Here is a 15733-nt window from a genome sequence, read left to right on the forward strand (position 1 = left end):
TGGTAACGATCGTACCGGTTCGATTCCGGTCCTCGGCATATATTGAAGAGCACCCTTAGCTCAACTGGATAGAGTACCTGACTACGAATCAGGCGGTTAGAGGTTCGACTCCTCTAGGGTGCATTAAACATTTACTTCGGGAAGTAGCTCAGCTTGGTAGAGTACTTGGTTTGGGACCAAGGTGTCGCAGGTTCGAATCCTGTCTTCCCGATTGGTCAATACTTAATTTGAGGCAGTTGCCTTTTTTTATTTCTTAAATTTAAATTTATTAAACTTTTTCCTGTAAATTACATTACATATTCTTAAATGTTTTGTGTGATTTTCTTTTTAAATTCATTTAATTGTTCAAAGAATTATCTAATTGATAGTTCTTTTTTTTAATTTTTGGTATTCTAGACATATGAAAAGAATCAAAATTGATGTTGTAGTTGTTCCTTTAAGTGGACATTTGTACCCAACAATGAATTTATTAATACCCTTACTTGATAACCCTCGCTATGATATTCGCTTATTCACTGGTCCTCAAAAAAAAGCCGTTGCTGAGTCTGCAGGTTTTCATGTAGTTCCAATACTAGAAAATCACATTGAGGATTTTGAACGTGCAGCTAATAATGATCAGCAACTAGGGATATTATCAGCTTATCAACAACTTTCTTCTAGTATTGATTTAATTAATTTAGTTTCTGATCAATTATTGGAAGAGTGGCGAGAGAATCGCCCTGATATCGTTATTGCTGATTTTATAACTCTATCTGGTGGCCTTGTAGCTAATCAGCTTGGAATTCCGTGGATATCAACTATGGCTACCCAGTTTGCGATTGAAACGACAGATGGTCCTCCTTGTTTCTTTGGTGGACTGGGAAGTCCCAAGAATGGCTGGCAAGTTTCAGTACAATTTTTAGGCAGAAAAGCAACTCGTTTAGTGAAACGAATTGTATCTTTTCTGCTTCGTGATCGCTTAAAAAGATATCATTTTAAATTGTATAATCAATTCGGTCATGAGACCATATATTCTCCATATTCAATTCTTGGTATTGGTATGAAAGAAGTAGAATTAAAAAAGGGATTTCCAAAACACTACAAGTGGGTTGGCCCTTCTGGTGCGTCAGTTGAGGCAGGAGAGGATTATCCTTTAGATTTGTCTCCTTTTATGGAGCGAAAGAAAGTTTTGATGACTTGTGGGACACAACTAGCTTGGGCAAAAGAAAATCTTATTTATCAAGCTACGCAACTTGCAAAAGCTCATCCTGATTGTCACTTTTTTGTAACTCGTGGTGTAGGTGGAGAGGCCTTCCAATGTGAAAATCTCATGGAGAACCTTTCCGTAGTTTCTTATCTACCTTATAAGGAGTACATTCCCCAGATGGATTACGTCATTCATCATGGAGGAGCTGGTATTTTTTATCAATGTATCATTTACGGAAAACCAGCCTTAATCCTTCCTCATGACTATGATCAATTTGACTATGCAGTTCGGGGCGTAGAAGCAGGAGTTGCACTGTCTGCTAACAAAGAGGATACGAGAGCGATTGGACAGGCCTTTGATAGGCTATTGGCTAAAGAAAATTGGACAGAATTGGAGAATCTCCGCCAAGTAGCACAGTCTTATCATCCGACGGAAATGTTAGAGAGAGAAATCCATCGTCTGCTAGAAGATAAGGAGAAGGAAAAATGAAAACAGTTTTAGTAACTGGAGCGACAGGTTTCTTGGGTAAATATGTTGTTGATGAATTAGTCGAGCATGGCTATCAGGTTCGAGCTTTTGGTAGAAACAGTAAGGTTGGTCGCTCTTTAGAGAATTCTTCGGTTAGTTTTTTTCAGGGTGATTTGACCAAAGCTGATGATGTGCTAGAGGCTTGCAAGGGGATGGATCTGGTCGTTCATGCGGGAGCCCTGTCAACAGTTTGGGGCCCTTGGGAAGATTTTTATCAGGCTAATGTTTTAGGAACTAGATATGTTCTCGAGGCATGTCGCCAAACAGGTATTCAACGTTTAGTCTATGTATCCTCACCAAGCATTTATGCTGCTCCTAAGGATCAGTTGGCTATCAAAGAAAGTGATGCTCCAGAGGAAAATAATCTCAATAACTATATCCGTAGCAAATTGGCTTCAGAGAAACTTTTTAATGATTATCCAGATGTTCCGAGTATCATCTTGAGACCTCGGGGGCTGTTTGGGATTGGGGACACTAGCATCTTGCCACGGGTGATCAATCTGAGTCAAAAACTTGGAATTCCTTTGATTGGGGATGGGCGTCAGCTCATGGACATGACTTGCGTGGAAAATGTTGCTCTGGCAATCCGTTTGGCCATAGAAGCTTCAGAAGCTAAAGGTGAGGTTTATAACATTACTAATGGTGAACCGAGGGCTTTTAGAGATTTGCTAGAGGAAAGTTTGACAGGTCTGGGTTATCCAATCAAATATAGAAAAATTCCAGCATCTCTCTTATCAGGAATTGCAAATAGTTTAGAATTTATATACAAGACCTTGAACCTTAAAGGGGAGCCACCTCTAACTCGATATACCTATTATCTGCTTCGCTATAGTCAAACGCTGGATATTAGCAAGGTCGAGAGGGAATTGGGGTATCATCCGAAAATAAGTATTTCAGAAGGGATTGAACAATATGTCCAAGATTATCGAAAGCATTGAGTATTTCCCAGCAGGATATTGTACTAGTTATGCCGGTTTGCTCTTTAAGGGTGTCAAGAATAGAAAGATGACTTTCCCAGCAGGTGTCTTTTTAATTAAGCATAGAGAAAAGGGTTATCTGCTTTATGACACTGGTTATCACTATGATATTAAGAGGAAACTTCGCTATGCTTTTTACCGTTTGGGGACGCCAGTTCAAATGACGGAGAAAGATCAGATTGTGCACTTGCTGAAAGCTAAAGGGATCAAGCCAGAAGAAATTAACTATGTCTTGTTGTCTCATCTACATCCAGATCATTTGGGAGGGGCTAGCTTCTTTCTGAATGCAAACTTTATCCTGACCCAGGAAGTCTATGATGTTTATAAAAAACCAAAACTAAAAGATTTAATTTTTAAAGAATTTTTGCCGACTACTTTTGAGGAAAGGTTGACTGTTATTAAGGCAGATCAGCAAAATGCTAACTTTAAGTATCGCCCTACCATCGATCTTTTTGGAGACGGAAGTATCCTTGTAGCTTCGATAGATGGGCATGCCAAGGGGCAAGCTTGTATCTTTATTCCAGATTATCATCTCTTTATTGCAGCCGATCTTTGTTGGGGAATTGACCTTTTACCCTATACGAAACAGATGCATCTGATTCCTTCCTTGGTGCAAGATAGTAAGGCTGACTATATCAGAGGAACAGAGCTCTTGGAAGAGGTTTTAAAGGATGGAATAGAAGTGCTAGTTAGCCATGACCCTGTAGAAAGGATTGAGCGGATCTTGTATGAAAAAAATAACCTTTCTTAAAACTTTTATCCAAACTCGCTGGCTTCATAATTTTAAGTCTCGAGAAGCTTTAGAAAACTATCAGAAAAAGCAACTGGCTGCCTATATGGACTTTCTCAAACGTGATTCCCCTTATTTTAAAAATGGTGTACCTAGTGACTTTGACCATATGGATAAGGCTTTTATGATGAGTCATTTCAATGAGCTCAACACCCAAGGAGTGGATCGAGACGAGGCCTTGGCTTTGGCTATCGAAAGTGAAAAGACCAGGAATTTTACAGAGCTCAAGGGAGAAATAGCTGTTGGGTTGTCTTCTGGAACATCTGGACACCGGGGACTTTTTATCACAACCGAAAAAGAGAGAAGTATGTGGGCAGCAGCTATCTTGGCAAAGATGTTGCCCAAGGGCCAACTTTTTGGGCACCGCATAGCCTTTTTCCTCAGAGCGGATAATGAACTCTATCAGACCATCAATACGGCACTTATTCGTTTAGAGTACTTTGATATTTTCAAGAATACAGATGAACATATCGAGCGTCTCAACAATTATCAACCGACCATTGTAGTGGCACCTGCTTCTATGTTGATTGAATTGAGCAAGCGTCTAAAAGATGGGGAGTTAGTCATACACCCACAAAAAATCGTTTCGGTGGCTGAAATCTTGGAAAATAGTGATAAAGAGCGAATTTTGAGCGCTTTTGAGTTGCCGATTATTGACCAAGTATATCAAGCAACGGAAGGTTTCTTAGCTTGTACTTGCTCTGTTGGGAATCTTCATCTCAATGAAGACATCATTTTTGTGGAAAAACACTACTTGGATGACCGACGTTTTTATCCAGTCATTACTGATTTTAAGCGGAGCAGTCAGCCTGTTTATCGCTACCAGCTCAACGATATCTTGGTTGAGAATCCTGAACCTTGTCCATGTGGTTCTCATTACACAAGGATTGACAAGGTCGAAGGGCGTTCTGATGATATCTTCTATTTTGATAGACAAGATGGAGGTCAGGTAAGGATTTATCCTGACTTTATCAGACGTTGCATTCTCTTTGTGGAGAATGTTGGAGATTATCAAGTCAAGCAACATTCTGAGAAGTTAGTGGAAGTTTGTTTGAGTCGAAGAGATGAGCAAGTAGAAACAGCGATTACAGAGCAGTTTCGACTTTTGGCGCAACAAAAAGAGTTTAAAGAACCTGAAATACAATTTTCAGATTATCACTGGGATACAAGTCGTAAGCTCAAACGTATCCAACGTTTATGAAAGGACAAAAAATTATGACAGAAGTAAAAAGACATGTAGAAATTGCAGGTTATGGAGTCTGCCTTCCAAAAAATACGGTGCAATTTAAAGACCAGACCCGTCATCGTGTGGTTGAAAATGAAGAAACGCAACTAGATTTGGCAGAAGTAGCTATCCAAGCTGCACTTGAAAATGCAAATTTGAGTATGAAAGATATTGATTGCCTGGTATCAGCTAGTGCGGTTGGTGTTCAGCCGATTCCTTGTACGGCAGCTTTGATTCATGAACGTGTGGCAAAAGGGCTCTCTATCCCAGCTATGGATATCAATACGACTTGTACAAGTTTTATCTCTGCTTTATCAACTATGTCACATTTGATTGAAGCTGGGGAATACCGTCGTGTTTTGATTGTATCCAGTGAAGTTGGTAGCTTGGGTCTCAATCCAAAGCAAAAAGAAAGTTATGAACTCTTTAGTGATGGAGCAGCTGCCTTTATTTTCCAATCAAGTGATAAGGATAAGGGAGTGATAGCAAGCCTTCAACGTACTTGGTCAGAGGGAGCTCACGATACAGAGATTCGTGGAGGCTTAACTTCTTATCAGCCAAAAGAGTACTCTGAAGAGACCAAGACAAATTTTATGTTTGATATGAAAGGCAAGAAAATTCTCTTGCTTTCTGCTCGTGTCATCCCAGAAATGTTCCAAGAATTCCAAGAGAAATCTGGCATTTCTAAAGATGCTGTAGACTATATTATTCCCCACCAAGCCAGTCGCGCTCTTCCTTTGGTTATGGGAAAACTGGGTGTAGATGAAGACAAGTACCTTAATCTCGTTACGGATTATGGAAATATGGTCTCCGTTGCTGTACCTTTTGGTTTGGCCTATGCACTCGATCACGGATATGTGAAGGAAGGAGATACCATCTTCTTGATGGGAACTGCAGCTGGTATGACGGTCAATATGTTGGCTTTGAAATTATAAAATAATAGCAGGCACAGATAATTGCCTGCTTTTTAAATTAATTTTAAACATAGAACTATCGGACTATACAGAAAAAGCTTGATAACTTTTACGAAACTAAGTATACTAGAAGGTAACAAGCGTTTTCAGACAGTATATTAGGGAGTATACTTAGAAATTGAGAGGGAGATATGGGAATAAGAAAATTTCGCTTATTAATGTCCAAGTATGGCTTTAGTATTGCGATTATCCTTATAGAATTAGTTCTTATTTTCGGAATTATTCTTTACATGAGCCAGATTGATCCGATTATTTGGGTGATTCTTGTATTTTTGATTAGCGTAGCAACCGTTAGAGCGATTGTCAATCGTTCGATGTCACCTGAAAGCAAAGTGACTTGGTTGATTGTGACTTTTGTACCGGTGTTTGGTCCACTGCTTTATCTCATGTTCGGTGAGAGAAGACTATCAAAAAAAGAACTGAAACAACTCCAGGAATTGAATTCTATTGCATTTCATGAGAATAATGGGCGCCAACTCCATTTGCAACTACAGGAGACAGATAAATCAGCTTACGGAATTATCAATGCCTTGCTACATATGGATAATAATGCAGAAGTCTATGACCAGACAGATTCACAATTTTTCGCAAGTGGTGAGGAAATGTGGCAACAGATGCTGGAGGATCTTAAAAGAGCTGAAAAGTTTATTTTTCTTGAATACTACATTGTCGACGAAGGTTTGATGTGGGATAGCATACTCGAAATTCTGGAAGAAAAGGCAGCTCAGGGAGTCGAAGTCAAGATGCTCTATGACGATATCGGTTGTATGGTGACTTTGCCTGGAGATTATACCGTTCATTTGCGTTCTAAAGGAATTGATGCTCATAAATTTAATAAGGTGATTCCTCGTATGACAGTGGCCTATAATAACCGTGACCACCGGAAAATATTAGTGATTGATGGACAAATTTCCTATACTGGAGGAATCAACCTTGCAGATGAATACATCAATCGTATTGAACGTTTTGGACACTGGAAAGATAGTGGGATTCGGATCGATGGTCCGGCGACTCAAGCATTTACCAGACTATTTCTCATGAACTGGTACATCAACCGTGGGGAAATAAGTGACTTTGATCAGTATCATTTGGAAAATCAGACACGATTTGGTAGCGGTCTTTGTATCCCTTACGGCAGTGGACCTAAGCCAATCTATAAAACTAAGGTAGGGAAGATCGTTTATCAAAATTTGATTAACCAAGCAGAAGATTTTGTCTATATCACAACGCCTTATCTTATTATCGATTATGATTTGACAGAGGATATAAAAAATGCGGCTATGCGAGGCGTAGACGTTAGAATAGTCACGCCCCATATACCGGATAAAAAACTCATTCAACTTGTAACACGGGGAGCTTATCCAGATCTTTTATCTGCGGGTGTTCGCATTTTTGAATACACACCTGGTTTTATCCATAGTAAGCAAATGATTGTTGATGATCGATTTGCGGCTGTCGGCACTATTAACTTGGATTATCGTAGCTTGGTTCATCAATATGAAAATGCAGTACTACTCTACAAAACAGAGTCAATAGCAGATATTCGCAAAGATTTTGAAGGAATTTTTGAACAATCTCAAGAAATCTTCTCGGATACCATAAATCCTACATGGTATCAAATGATGATTAAAGAAGTAACACAGTTATTTGCACCTATGCTTTAAGTGGATGAATTAACTGAGAATAGATGATTAGAGGAGAGGTTGGGACAAAAGTCCTAGCCTCTCAATTTTCTTTGGATTGTCGAGCAAGACGCAGTGGTTGAGTGGGCTTTACTACGCTGATTTCATCAGCTTTTACAGCCCTACTCAACTGTGCGGAGGTGGGACAACGAAATCGAATTCTAACGAATTACCGATTTCTGTCCCACTCTCTTTTTCTGTAAGCAGTTTCCTTGACATCTTATTTATTTTTCGTTATCATATGTCCATATAATATATGGGAGTCTGTGTACAGTCTGAGAGGAAGTGTTAAACTTCGACCGCACCTGATCTGGGTAATTCCAGCGTAGGGAACGATACTTGGCCTAATTTTGCACCTCTTTCATATATGGAAGAGATTTTTCTTTTTTTACAAAGAAAAACTGTAACTTAGAAGGAGGTTTGAATGAAAGCAAGCATTGCTTTACAAGTCCTGCCCCTGTCACAAGGGATTGACCGCATAGCTGTAATTGATAAGGTCATTGCTTATCTGCAAACTCAAGGAGTGACCATGGTGGTGACACCATTTGAAACGGTCTTGGAGGGGGAGTTTGATGGGCTTATGCGCATTCTCAAAGAAGCGTTAGAAGTGGCAGGTCAGGGAGCAGACAATGTTTTTGCCAATGTGAAAATAAATATAGGAGAGATTTTAAGCATCGATGAGAAACTTGAAAAGTATAATGAGACGGCATATTAGTCTGCTAGGATTTTTGGGTGTCTTATCCGTTTGGCAGGTGGCGGGATTCTTAAAATTCTTACCAAAGTTTATCCTGCCGACACCACTTGAGATTCTCCAGTCTTTTGTTCGTGACAGAGAATTTCTCTGGTACCATAGTTGGGCAACCTTGAGAGTAGCCTTATTAGGTTTGGTCTTGGGTGTCTTGATAGCTTGTATTATGGCCGTCCTTATGGATAGCCTGAGTTGGCTCAATGACTTGATTTACCCCATGATGGTGGTTGTCCAGACCATACCGACCATTGCCATAGCCCCTATCCTAGTTTTATGGTTGGGTTATGGAATCTTGCCCAAGATTGTTTTGATTATCTTGACGACTACCTTCCCTATCATCGTCAGTATTCTAGATGGTTTTAGGCATTGTGACAAGGATATGCTGACCTTGTTTAGTCTGATGCGAGCCAATCCTTGGCAAATCCTGTGGCATTTTAAAATCCCTGTCAGCCTGCCTTACTTTTATGCAGGTCTGAGGGTCAGTGTCTCCTATGCTTTCATCACAACAGTGGTATCTGAGTGGTTGGGAGGCTTTGAAGGACTTGGTGTCTACATGATTCAGTCCAAAAAACTGTTTCAGTATGATACCATGTTTGCGATTATTATTCTGGTATCGCTGATCAGTCTTCTGGGGATGAAGCTAGTCGATATCAGTGAAAAATATGTGATTAAATGGAAACGTACTTAAAATAGAGCGTTTTGGAAAAAGAAAAGAGGAAATAAAAATGAAGAAAACATGGAAAGTGTTTTTAACGATTGTAACAGCTCTTCTAGCTGTCGTGCTTGTGGCTTGTGGCCAAGGAACAGCTTCTAAGGATAACAAAGAAGCAGAACTCAAAAAAATTGACTTTATCCTAGACTGGACACCCAATACCAACCATACAGGGCTTTATGTAGCCAAAGAAAAAGGTTATTTCAAAGAAGCTGGAGTGGATGTTGATTTGAAATTGCCACCAGAAGAAAGTTCATCTGACTTGGTGATCAATGGTAAGGCGCCATTTGCTATCTATTTCCAAGATTACATGGCTAAGAAATTGGAAAAAGGAGCAGGTATTACTGCCGTTGCAGCGATTGTAGAACACAATACATCAGGGATTATCTCTCGTAAGTCTGACAATATCAATAGTCCAAAAGACCTGGTTGGGAAGAAATACGGAACTTGGAATGACCCAACTGAGCTTGCGATGTTGAAAACCTTGGTAGAATCTCAAGGTGGAGACTTTGAGAAGGTTGAAAAAGTACCAAACAACGACTCAAACTCGATCACTCCGATTGCTAATGGCGTTTTTGATGCTGCTTGGATTTACTATGGTTGGGATGGAATCCTTGCTAAATCTCAAGGTGTAGATGCTAACTTCATGTATTTGAAAGACTACGTTAAAGAATTTGACTACTACTCACCAGTTATCATCGCAAACAACGACTATCTAAAAGACAACAAAGAAGAAGCTCGTAAAGTCATCCAAGCTATCAAAAAAGGCTACCAATACGCGATGGATCACCCAGAAGAAGCGGCTGATATCCTCATCAAAAATGCCCCAGAGTTAAAGGATAAACGTGACTTTGTCATTGAATCTCAAAAATACTTGTCAAAAGAATACGCAAGCGACAAGGAAAAATGGGGACAGTTTGATGCGGATCGCTGGAATGCCTTCTACAAATGGGATAAAGAAAATGGAATCCTCAAGGAAGACTTGACTGATAAAGGATTTACTAACGAATTTGTAAAATAATGACAGAAATTAGACTAGAACACGTAAGCTATGCCTACGATGATGAAAAGATTTTAGAGGATATTAACCTGCAAGTGACTTCAGGTGAAGTGGTCTCTATCTTAGGGCCCAGTGGTGTAGGAAAGACTACTCTCTTTAACCTGATTGCAGGGATTTTAGAAGTCCAGTCAGGACGAATCATTCTTGATGGGGAGGAAAATCCCAAGGGGCGCGTGAGTTATATGCTTCAAAAGGATCTGCTATTGGAACACAAGACTGTCCTTGGCAATATCATTTTGCCCCTCTTAATTCAAAAGGTGGATAAGGCAGAAGCCATTGCCAAAGCAGATGAAATTCTTGGGACCTTTCAGTTGATAGCTGTAAGGGATAAGTATCCTCATGAACTCAGTGGTGGGATGCGCCAGCGTGTTGCTTTACTCCGTACCTACCTTTTCGGGCACAAGCTCTTTCTTCTAGACGAGGCCTTTAGCGCTTTGGATGAGATGACTAAGATGGAACTTCATGCCTGGTATCTTGATATTCATAAACAGCTAGGCCTGACGACACTCATCATTACGCATAGTATAGAGGAGGCCCTCAATCTCAGTGATCGCATCTATATCTTGAAAAATCGTCCTGGGCAGATTGTTTCTGAAGTCAAACTCGACTGGTCTGAAACCGAAGACAAGGAAGTTCAAAAAATTGCCTATAAACGCCAGATATTAGAAGAATTGGGCTTAAATAATTAGAAATGAAGAGAGTTGGTGAAGTTGACACTTTGCCAGCTCTTTTTTTCTTTTAAAAAAGGGAAACTAACTTGTGAGAAGGAACTAAAAGCGCTATAATGAAGAAAAATGAAACATGGTTTAAAAATGGGATTTGATAAAGATTTTATAGAAAAGGTTTTTTCTGACGGAAAAGATAGAGTAAATAGGTCTATTTTTGTAAAACCGGAAGAACTTATTGAAATATCCGATGAAGAGCTAAGTTATTTTGGCGAGGGTATTTTTTATTGTTTACCTCGTAATCAGTATGTAATGGATAATAAAGATAAAATTAGACAAAAATATAAATTATCTAAAGAAATGCCTAAAATAAATGGCATTCCTTTACCAACTTTTTTAAAAATGAGATCATGGGATAGAATTAGAAAGACCAAGCCAACCTTAAAAGAAATCATCAGGATGATTGAAAAATGATGATTCAGTGTAGGTGAAGTGTTGTCTTATAATTAGAAAGAGGAGTTGTTATGAGATACAGTCAACAAGTATTAGACATGCTAAAAAGAGGTGTAAGTGGTGATGTTGATGATTACTATGACTTTTTTCTTGAACTCACTGCCAAATTAGGCGAAGATGAGGCCTTTGCTGACGGTTTGATAGCAGAGAATGAAGCTCTTTTTGATGTTATTAATGATGAACCAATGTATTATTTCTATGTCGAAGAAGATACAGAGAACAGAGAATTGTGCCAAAATTTTTTAAAGACTTACTATGAAAAAGCAAAACAACTAGTAAATAACTAAATTTGGGCTTATCTTGTTCTTTGAGTTTTATAAGTGGAATGGTATTGTATGAAAAAAGAAGAAATTAAAAAGTATTTAGATACAGATATTGAATTCAATGTTAATGGCCGAGGTGCTTACTTTAAATCAAGTATTTGTGTAGTAGGTAATTATATGAGAAATAGAATCATTGATGTTTTCAGAATTGCAAATCGTTTGGTCTCTATTACAGTTGAAGATCCAGATTTTTCTGAATTAAGAGTTAATCAATTTGTAAAAATTGGAGACAAAGAGTATAGGATACATAGTGTCCCTATGATAAATTCAACTCCACCAAAATCTTTTTTTGAAATGAATACATTTGCAATTGACTACACAGAGGATGAATTGATGAATAAAGTGGCAGTATTTACGCTATCGGATAGCCAATCATAGTGTGTTGCACAGAAACTATAGCAATCAATCCGTTCAATGTGTCAAAATGTATTATAAATCTAAAAAATGAAGACGGCAGCTTGAAAGAATCAGGGCAAGTTGTGTGGTACTAAATGACTTGAACTTCTTTGGAAAATATAGTATATAGGAAAAAGCAATGTTGAAACTAATTAAAATTTTCAATTCTAGTATTTTAGGATATTGGTATATTCCAGAAAATCGTGACCCAGGTTTGATTGAGATTGATGAGCAAACTGGTGAAGTTACAGTTGCTATCGAGTCAAATTATGATAAAGAACTTGGGGCACCCTATTATGCAAACAAAGCTCGTGGAGCAGTGAAGCAGATGTGGGATAGAGGAGAATTACCAAGCGAGAAATCATTTACCTGGTGGTAATTTTAAGAGATAACAAAAAGTGATTAAATAATGTTAAATAATGAACTAAATGACTATAACAAAACAGACTCATCCGATGAAATAGATGAACCCATTTTTTCGGAGTCTAATCTTGAAGGGTACAGTGATTTTTACAAAGATAGTGAAGAGTCAAAAGTTTGGTGGATTGATAAGATAGATGTTAGAGGAGAAATATTATTCAGCTTTGATAAGAAAAAAATTTATAACCTTTTTCGTGATTATCCTCACAATATGACGGAAGAAGAAGTTAGAATTTTTGATAGAGAAAATCCTTACTGGAGAGATTTTTTCTCTCGATGATAGATATGAACTATAGTTAGTGAACGAAAAACAATCTAAACTACAAAAAACTTCGGTATACCATTAATGATACCGAAGTTTTATTTTCTAGACTTTACGAAATATTTCTTAGATTTGATCATAAATAACATACTTTCAAAGGATTTGAAAGCTAGGTGTAACTTTGTTATTATAACATAATTGTAGGATAGAAAATGAAATGGGAATTGCTTGTTACCTATAGCTATTTTTAAAACTCAGTATTTCCAAGGACTTAGCCTTAAAAATTTGACTTATAGAGTCTTAAATGATAGTATAGTCAAAGATAGTCAAAGTTTAAGAAGGAGGTAGCAAGCTATGAAATTTAAAAATACATCGGACCATATTGAAGCTTATATCAAGGCGATTTTAGAACAATCTGGTATCGTAGAATTGCAACGAAGTCAGCTAGCAGATACCTTTCAAGTCGTACCTAGCCAGATCAACTATGTGATTAAGACTCGTTTTACAGAGAGTAGAGGCTATCTAGTTGAGAGTAAACGTGGTGGTGGAGGCTATATTCGCATTGGTCGAATTGAATTCTCTAACCATCATGATATGCTCCGTGATTTGTTGTATTCAGTGGGTGATGAGGTGAACCAAGTCATCTTTGAAGATGTCTTAAGACTCTTAGTCGAACAAGAACTCATGACCCGCCAAGAGATGAATCTATTATTAGCTATGGGGACAGACCGAATTCTAGGTGAGGAAGCTGATTATATTCGTGCTAATATGCTTCGTCAGTTGTTGCACGAAGTAGATAGAAAAGGAAAATAAAACGACATGAAATATTCAAAAGCATTGAGAGAATGCATCGATAGCGCCTTTCTGGTAGCGAGTCGCTTTGATGCAGATTACCTAGAGTCTTGGCATTTGCTGATTGCCATGGCCAATCATAGCTACAGTGTTGCTGGAGCAACTTTAAATGAATTCCCGTATGAGATTGATCGTTTGGAGGAAGTGGCTGTAGAATTAACAGAAGCCAACTATAACCACAAGGAAGATTACAAGGAACTCCCATTTTCCTATCGTTTGAACGTCTTGATGTTGGAGGCGGAACATGTTGCTTCGGTGGTACATGCCAAAGCATTGGGAACAGAGCATCTTCTCTACGCTATCTTGCATGATGGTAATGCCCTAGCTACTCGCATTTTGGAAAAAGCAGGATTTTCTTATGAAGATCAGAAAGATCAAGTCAAGATTGCTGGGCTTCGTCGTAGTCTTGAAGCGCGTGCTGGTTGGACAAAGGAAGATTTGAAGGCTCTGCGTCAGCGCCACAGATCAGTAGCAGATAAGCAAAATTCTATGGCCAATATGATGGGTATGCCTCAAACTCCAAGTGGTGGTTTGGAAGATTACACTCATGACCTCACAGAGCAAGCTCGTTCTGGCAAATTGGAACCAGTTATTGGACGTGACCAAGAAATCTCTCGTATGATCCAAATCTTGAGTCGAAAAACAAAAAACAATCCAGTTTTAGTTGGAGATGCAGGTGTTGGTAAAACAGCTTTGGCACTTGGCCTTGCACAGCGAATTGCCAACGGAAATGTACCTGATGAGATGGCTAAGATGCGAGTCTTAGAACTCGATTTGATGAATGTGGTTGCGGGAACTCGTTTCCGTGGAGACTTTGAAGAACGTATGAACAATATCATCAAAGATATCGAGGAAGACGGTAAGGTTATCCTCTTTATCGATGAGCTTCATACCATTATGGGATCAGGAAGTGGTATTGACTCAACCTTAGATGCGGCCAATATCCTGAAACCCGCCCTAGCGCGTGGAACTCTGAGAACTGTTGGGGCAACCACTCAGGAAGAATACCAAAAACACATCGAAAAAGACGCAGCCCTTTCTCGTCGTTTTGCAAAAGTGATGATTGAGGAACCAAGTGTAGCTGATAGTATGGCTATCTTACAGGGTTTAAAAGCAACCTATGAGAAACACCACCATGTCCAAATTACTGACGATGCTGTTGAAACAGCTGTCAAAATGGCGCATCGCTATTTGACAAGTCGTCACTTGCCGGACTCAGCCATTGATCTTTTGGATGAAGCAGCAGCAACTGTTCAAAATAAATCGAAACACGCTAAAAAAGATGAGTCAGGTTTAACACCTGCAGACAAGGCCTTGATGGATGGCAAATGGAAGCAAGCAACGCAACTCATTTCAAAAGAGCAGGAAGCGCCTGTTTATAAAGATGTAGTAAAAGAATCTGATATTTTGACAACCTTGAGTCGCTTGTCAGGTATTCCAGTTCAAAAATTGACGCAAACAGATGCCAAGAAGTATCTCAATCTTGAAGCTGAACTCCACAAGCGTGTGATTGGGCAAGAACAAGCAGTATCTAGTATCAGTCGTGCCATTCGCCGAAATCAATCGGGTATTCGTAATAACAAACGTCCAATTGGTTCCTTTATGTTCCTAGGACCAACAGGTGTTGGTAAAACAGAATTGGCCAAAGCCTTGGCAGAAGTCCTCTTTGATGATGAATCTGCCCTTATCCGCTTTGACATGAGTGAATATATGGAGAAATTTGCAGCTAGCCGTCTTAACGGAGCTCCTCCAGGTTATGTAGGCTACGAAGAGGGCGGAGAGTTGACCGAGAAGGTTCGCAACAAACCATATTCAGTCTTGCTTTTTGATGAGGTAGAAAAGGCTCACCCAGACATCTTTAATGTGCTCTTGCAGGTCTTGGATGATGGTGTCTTAACGGACAGTAAGGGTCGCAAGGTTGATTTCTCAAATACCATCATTATCATGACATCAAACCTTGGTGCGACAGCTCTTCGTGATGACAAGACAGTCGGTTTTGGAGCTAAGGATATTCGTTTTGATCAAGAGAGTATGGAAAAACGTATGTTTGAAGAGCTGAAAAAAGCTTATCGACCAGAGTTTATCAACCGTATTGACGAGAAGGTAGTCTTCCACAGCTTGTCAAGTCAAGATATGCAGGAAGTGGTTAAGATTATGGTCAAACCATTGATTGCAAGCCTAGCAGAAAAAGGAATTGACTTGAAACTCCAAGCATCTGCCCTTAAACTTCTAGCTCAGAAAGGGTATGATCCAGAGATGGGTGCGCGACCTCTTCGTAGAACTCTGCAAACAGAAGTAGAAGACAAACTTGCAGAGCTCCTTCTTACAGGTGAACTGAAAGAAGGCAAGACACTTAAAATTGGTGTCAAAGCAGGTCAATTGAAATTCGACATTGTATAAAACAAGAACTATGAATCTAT

Annotated in this window: 17 protein-coding genes, 2 tRNA genes and 1 riboswitch; all 19 genes read left to right on the forward strand. The window is 39.1% G+C overall.

The window, feature by feature from the left end:
- Window positions 1-49: 49 nt before the first annotated feature.
- The 19 genes from KBU52_RS08480 to KBU52_RS08570 all read left to right on the forward strand — a co-directional run bounded on the left by KBU52_RS08480 (window position 50) and on the right by KBU52_RS08570 (window position 15713).
- Window positions 50-123 (forward strand) — tRNA-Arg (locus tag KBU52_RS08480).
- A 14-nt stretch (window positions 124-137) separates the two neighbouring features.
- Window positions 138-211: transfer RNA gene (locus tag KBU52_RS08485), tRNA-Pro, on the forward strand.
- A 189-nt stretch (window positions 212-400) separates the two neighbouring features.
- Window positions 401-1675, forward strand: a complete 1275-nt coding sequence (locus KBU52_RS08490) for a glycosyltransferase (RefSeq protein ID WP_254724878.1) — start codon at window positions 401-403, stop codon at window positions 1673-1675.
- Window positions 1672-2652 (forward strand): NAD(P)-dependent oxidoreductase, encoded by a 981-nt coding sequence (locus tag KBU52_RS08495; protein ID WP_254724877.1) that lies wholly within the window; start codon window positions 1672-1674, stop codon window positions 2650-2652. Before KBU52_RS08490 ends, KBU52_RS08495 begins: the two co-directional genes overlap by 4 nt.
- Window positions 2627-3442, forward strand: a complete 816-nt coding sequence (locus KBU52_RS08500) for an MBL fold metallo-hydrolase (RefSeq protein WP_254724876.1) — start codon at window positions 2627-2629, stop codon at window positions 3440-3442. The genes KBU52_RS08495 and KBU52_RS08500 overlap by 26 nt, the downstream gene beginning before the upstream one ends.
- Entirely contained in the window at window positions 3420-4682 is a 1263-nt protein-coding gene (locus KBU52_RS08505; RefSeq protein ID WP_254724875.1) for a F390 synthetase-related protein, read from the forward strand. Before KBU52_RS08500 ends, KBU52_RS08505 begins: the two co-directional genes overlap by 23 nt.
- A 14-nt stretch (window positions 4683-4696) precedes the next feature.
- Window positions 4697-5641, forward strand: a complete 945-nt coding sequence (locus KBU52_RS08510; protein WP_254724874.1) for a 3-oxoacyl-[acyl-carrier-protein] synthase III C-terminal domain-containing protein — start codon at window positions 4697-4699, stop codon at window positions 5639-5641.
- Between the two features lie 170 nt (window positions 5642-5811).
- Window positions 5812-7344: a cardiolipin synthase gene (cls, locus tag KBU52_RS08515; RefSeq protein WP_254724873.1), complete on the forward strand. Its 1533-nt coding sequence runs from the start codon at window positions 5812-5814 to the stop codon at window positions 7342-7344.
- Window positions 7345-7608: 264 nt separating this feature from the next.
- Window positions 7609-7711, forward strand: a riboswitch (TPP riboswitch).
- A 75-nt stretch (window positions 7712-7786) separates the two neighbouring features.
- A complete protein-coding gene (locus tag KBU52_RS08520) occupies window positions 7787-8077 on the forward strand; it encodes a thiamine-binding protein (protein ID WP_006152446.1) in 291 nt (96 codons plus the stop codon).
- Window positions 8040-8798 carry an ABC transporter permease gene (locus KBU52_RS08525; protein ID WP_254724872.1) on the forward strand — a complete coding sequence of 253 codons (759 nt, stop codon included), beginning with the start codon at window positions 8040-8042 and terminating at the stop codon, window positions 8796-8798. Before KBU52_RS08520 ends, KBU52_RS08525 begins: the two co-directional genes overlap by 38 nt.
- Window positions 8799-8835: 37 nt before the next feature.
- Window positions 8836-9843, forward strand: a complete 1008-nt coding sequence (locus tag KBU52_RS08530; protein WP_006147746.1) for an ABC transporter substrate-binding protein — start codon at window positions 8836-8838, stop codon at window positions 9841-9843.
- Window positions 9843-10571: an ABC transporter ATP-binding protein gene (locus KBU52_RS08535; protein ID WP_036757989.1), complete on the forward strand. Its 729-nt coding sequence runs from the start codon at window positions 9843-9845 to the stop codon at window positions 10569-10571. The genes KBU52_RS08530 and KBU52_RS08535 overlap by 1 nt, the downstream gene beginning before the upstream one ends.
- Window positions 10572-10676: 105 nt before the next feature.
- The gene (locus tag KBU52_RS08540) at window positions 10677-11021 is read left to right on the forward strand and encodes a hypothetical protein (RefSeq protein ID WP_036757987.1); all 345 of its coding nucleotides are present in this window, start codon (window positions 10677-10679) and stop codon (window positions 11019-11021) included.
- Window positions 11022-11071: 50 nt separating this feature from the next.
- Complete coding sequence (locus KBU52_RS08545; protein WP_036757986.1) at window positions 11072-11347, forward strand: hypothetical protein; 276 nt, start codon at window positions 11072-11074, stop codon at window positions 11345-11347.
- 48 nt (window positions 11348-11395) lie between these two features.
- A complete protein-coding gene (locus KBU52_RS08550; protein WP_254724871.1) occupies window positions 11396-11761 on the forward strand; it encodes a hypothetical protein in 366 nt (121 codons plus the stop codon).
- A gap of 157 nt (window positions 11762-11918) precedes the next feature.
- Entirely contained in the window at window positions 11919-12158 is a 240-nt protein-coding gene (locus tag KBU52_RS08555) for a hypothetical protein (protein ID WP_036757984.1), read from the forward strand.
- Window positions 12159-12188: 30 nt separating this feature from the next.
- A complete protein-coding gene (locus KBU52_RS08560; protein WP_036757982.1) occupies window positions 12189-12479 on the forward strand; it encodes a hypothetical protein in 291 nt (96 codons plus the stop codon).
- Between the two features lie 336 nt (window positions 12480-12815).
- Window positions 12816-13274 (forward strand): CtsR family transcriptional regulator, encoded by a 459-nt coding sequence (locus tag KBU52_RS08565; protein ID WP_036757980.1) that lies wholly within the window; start codon window positions 12816-12818, stop codon window positions 13272-13274.
- A gap of 6 nt (window positions 13275-13280) precedes the next feature.
- Window positions 13281-15713, forward strand: a complete 2433-nt coding sequence (locus KBU52_RS08570) for an ATP-dependent Clp protease ATP-binding subunit (RefSeq protein ID WP_036757979.1) — start codon at window positions 13281-13283, stop codon at window positions 15711-15713.
- Window positions 15714-15733 lie beyond the last annotated feature (20 nt).

Source organism: Streptococcus sp. 9.1(2021), assembly GCF_030466425.1.
GTDB lineage: Bacteria > Bacillota > Bacilli > Lactobacillales > Streptococcaceae > Streptococcus > Streptococcus wuxiensis.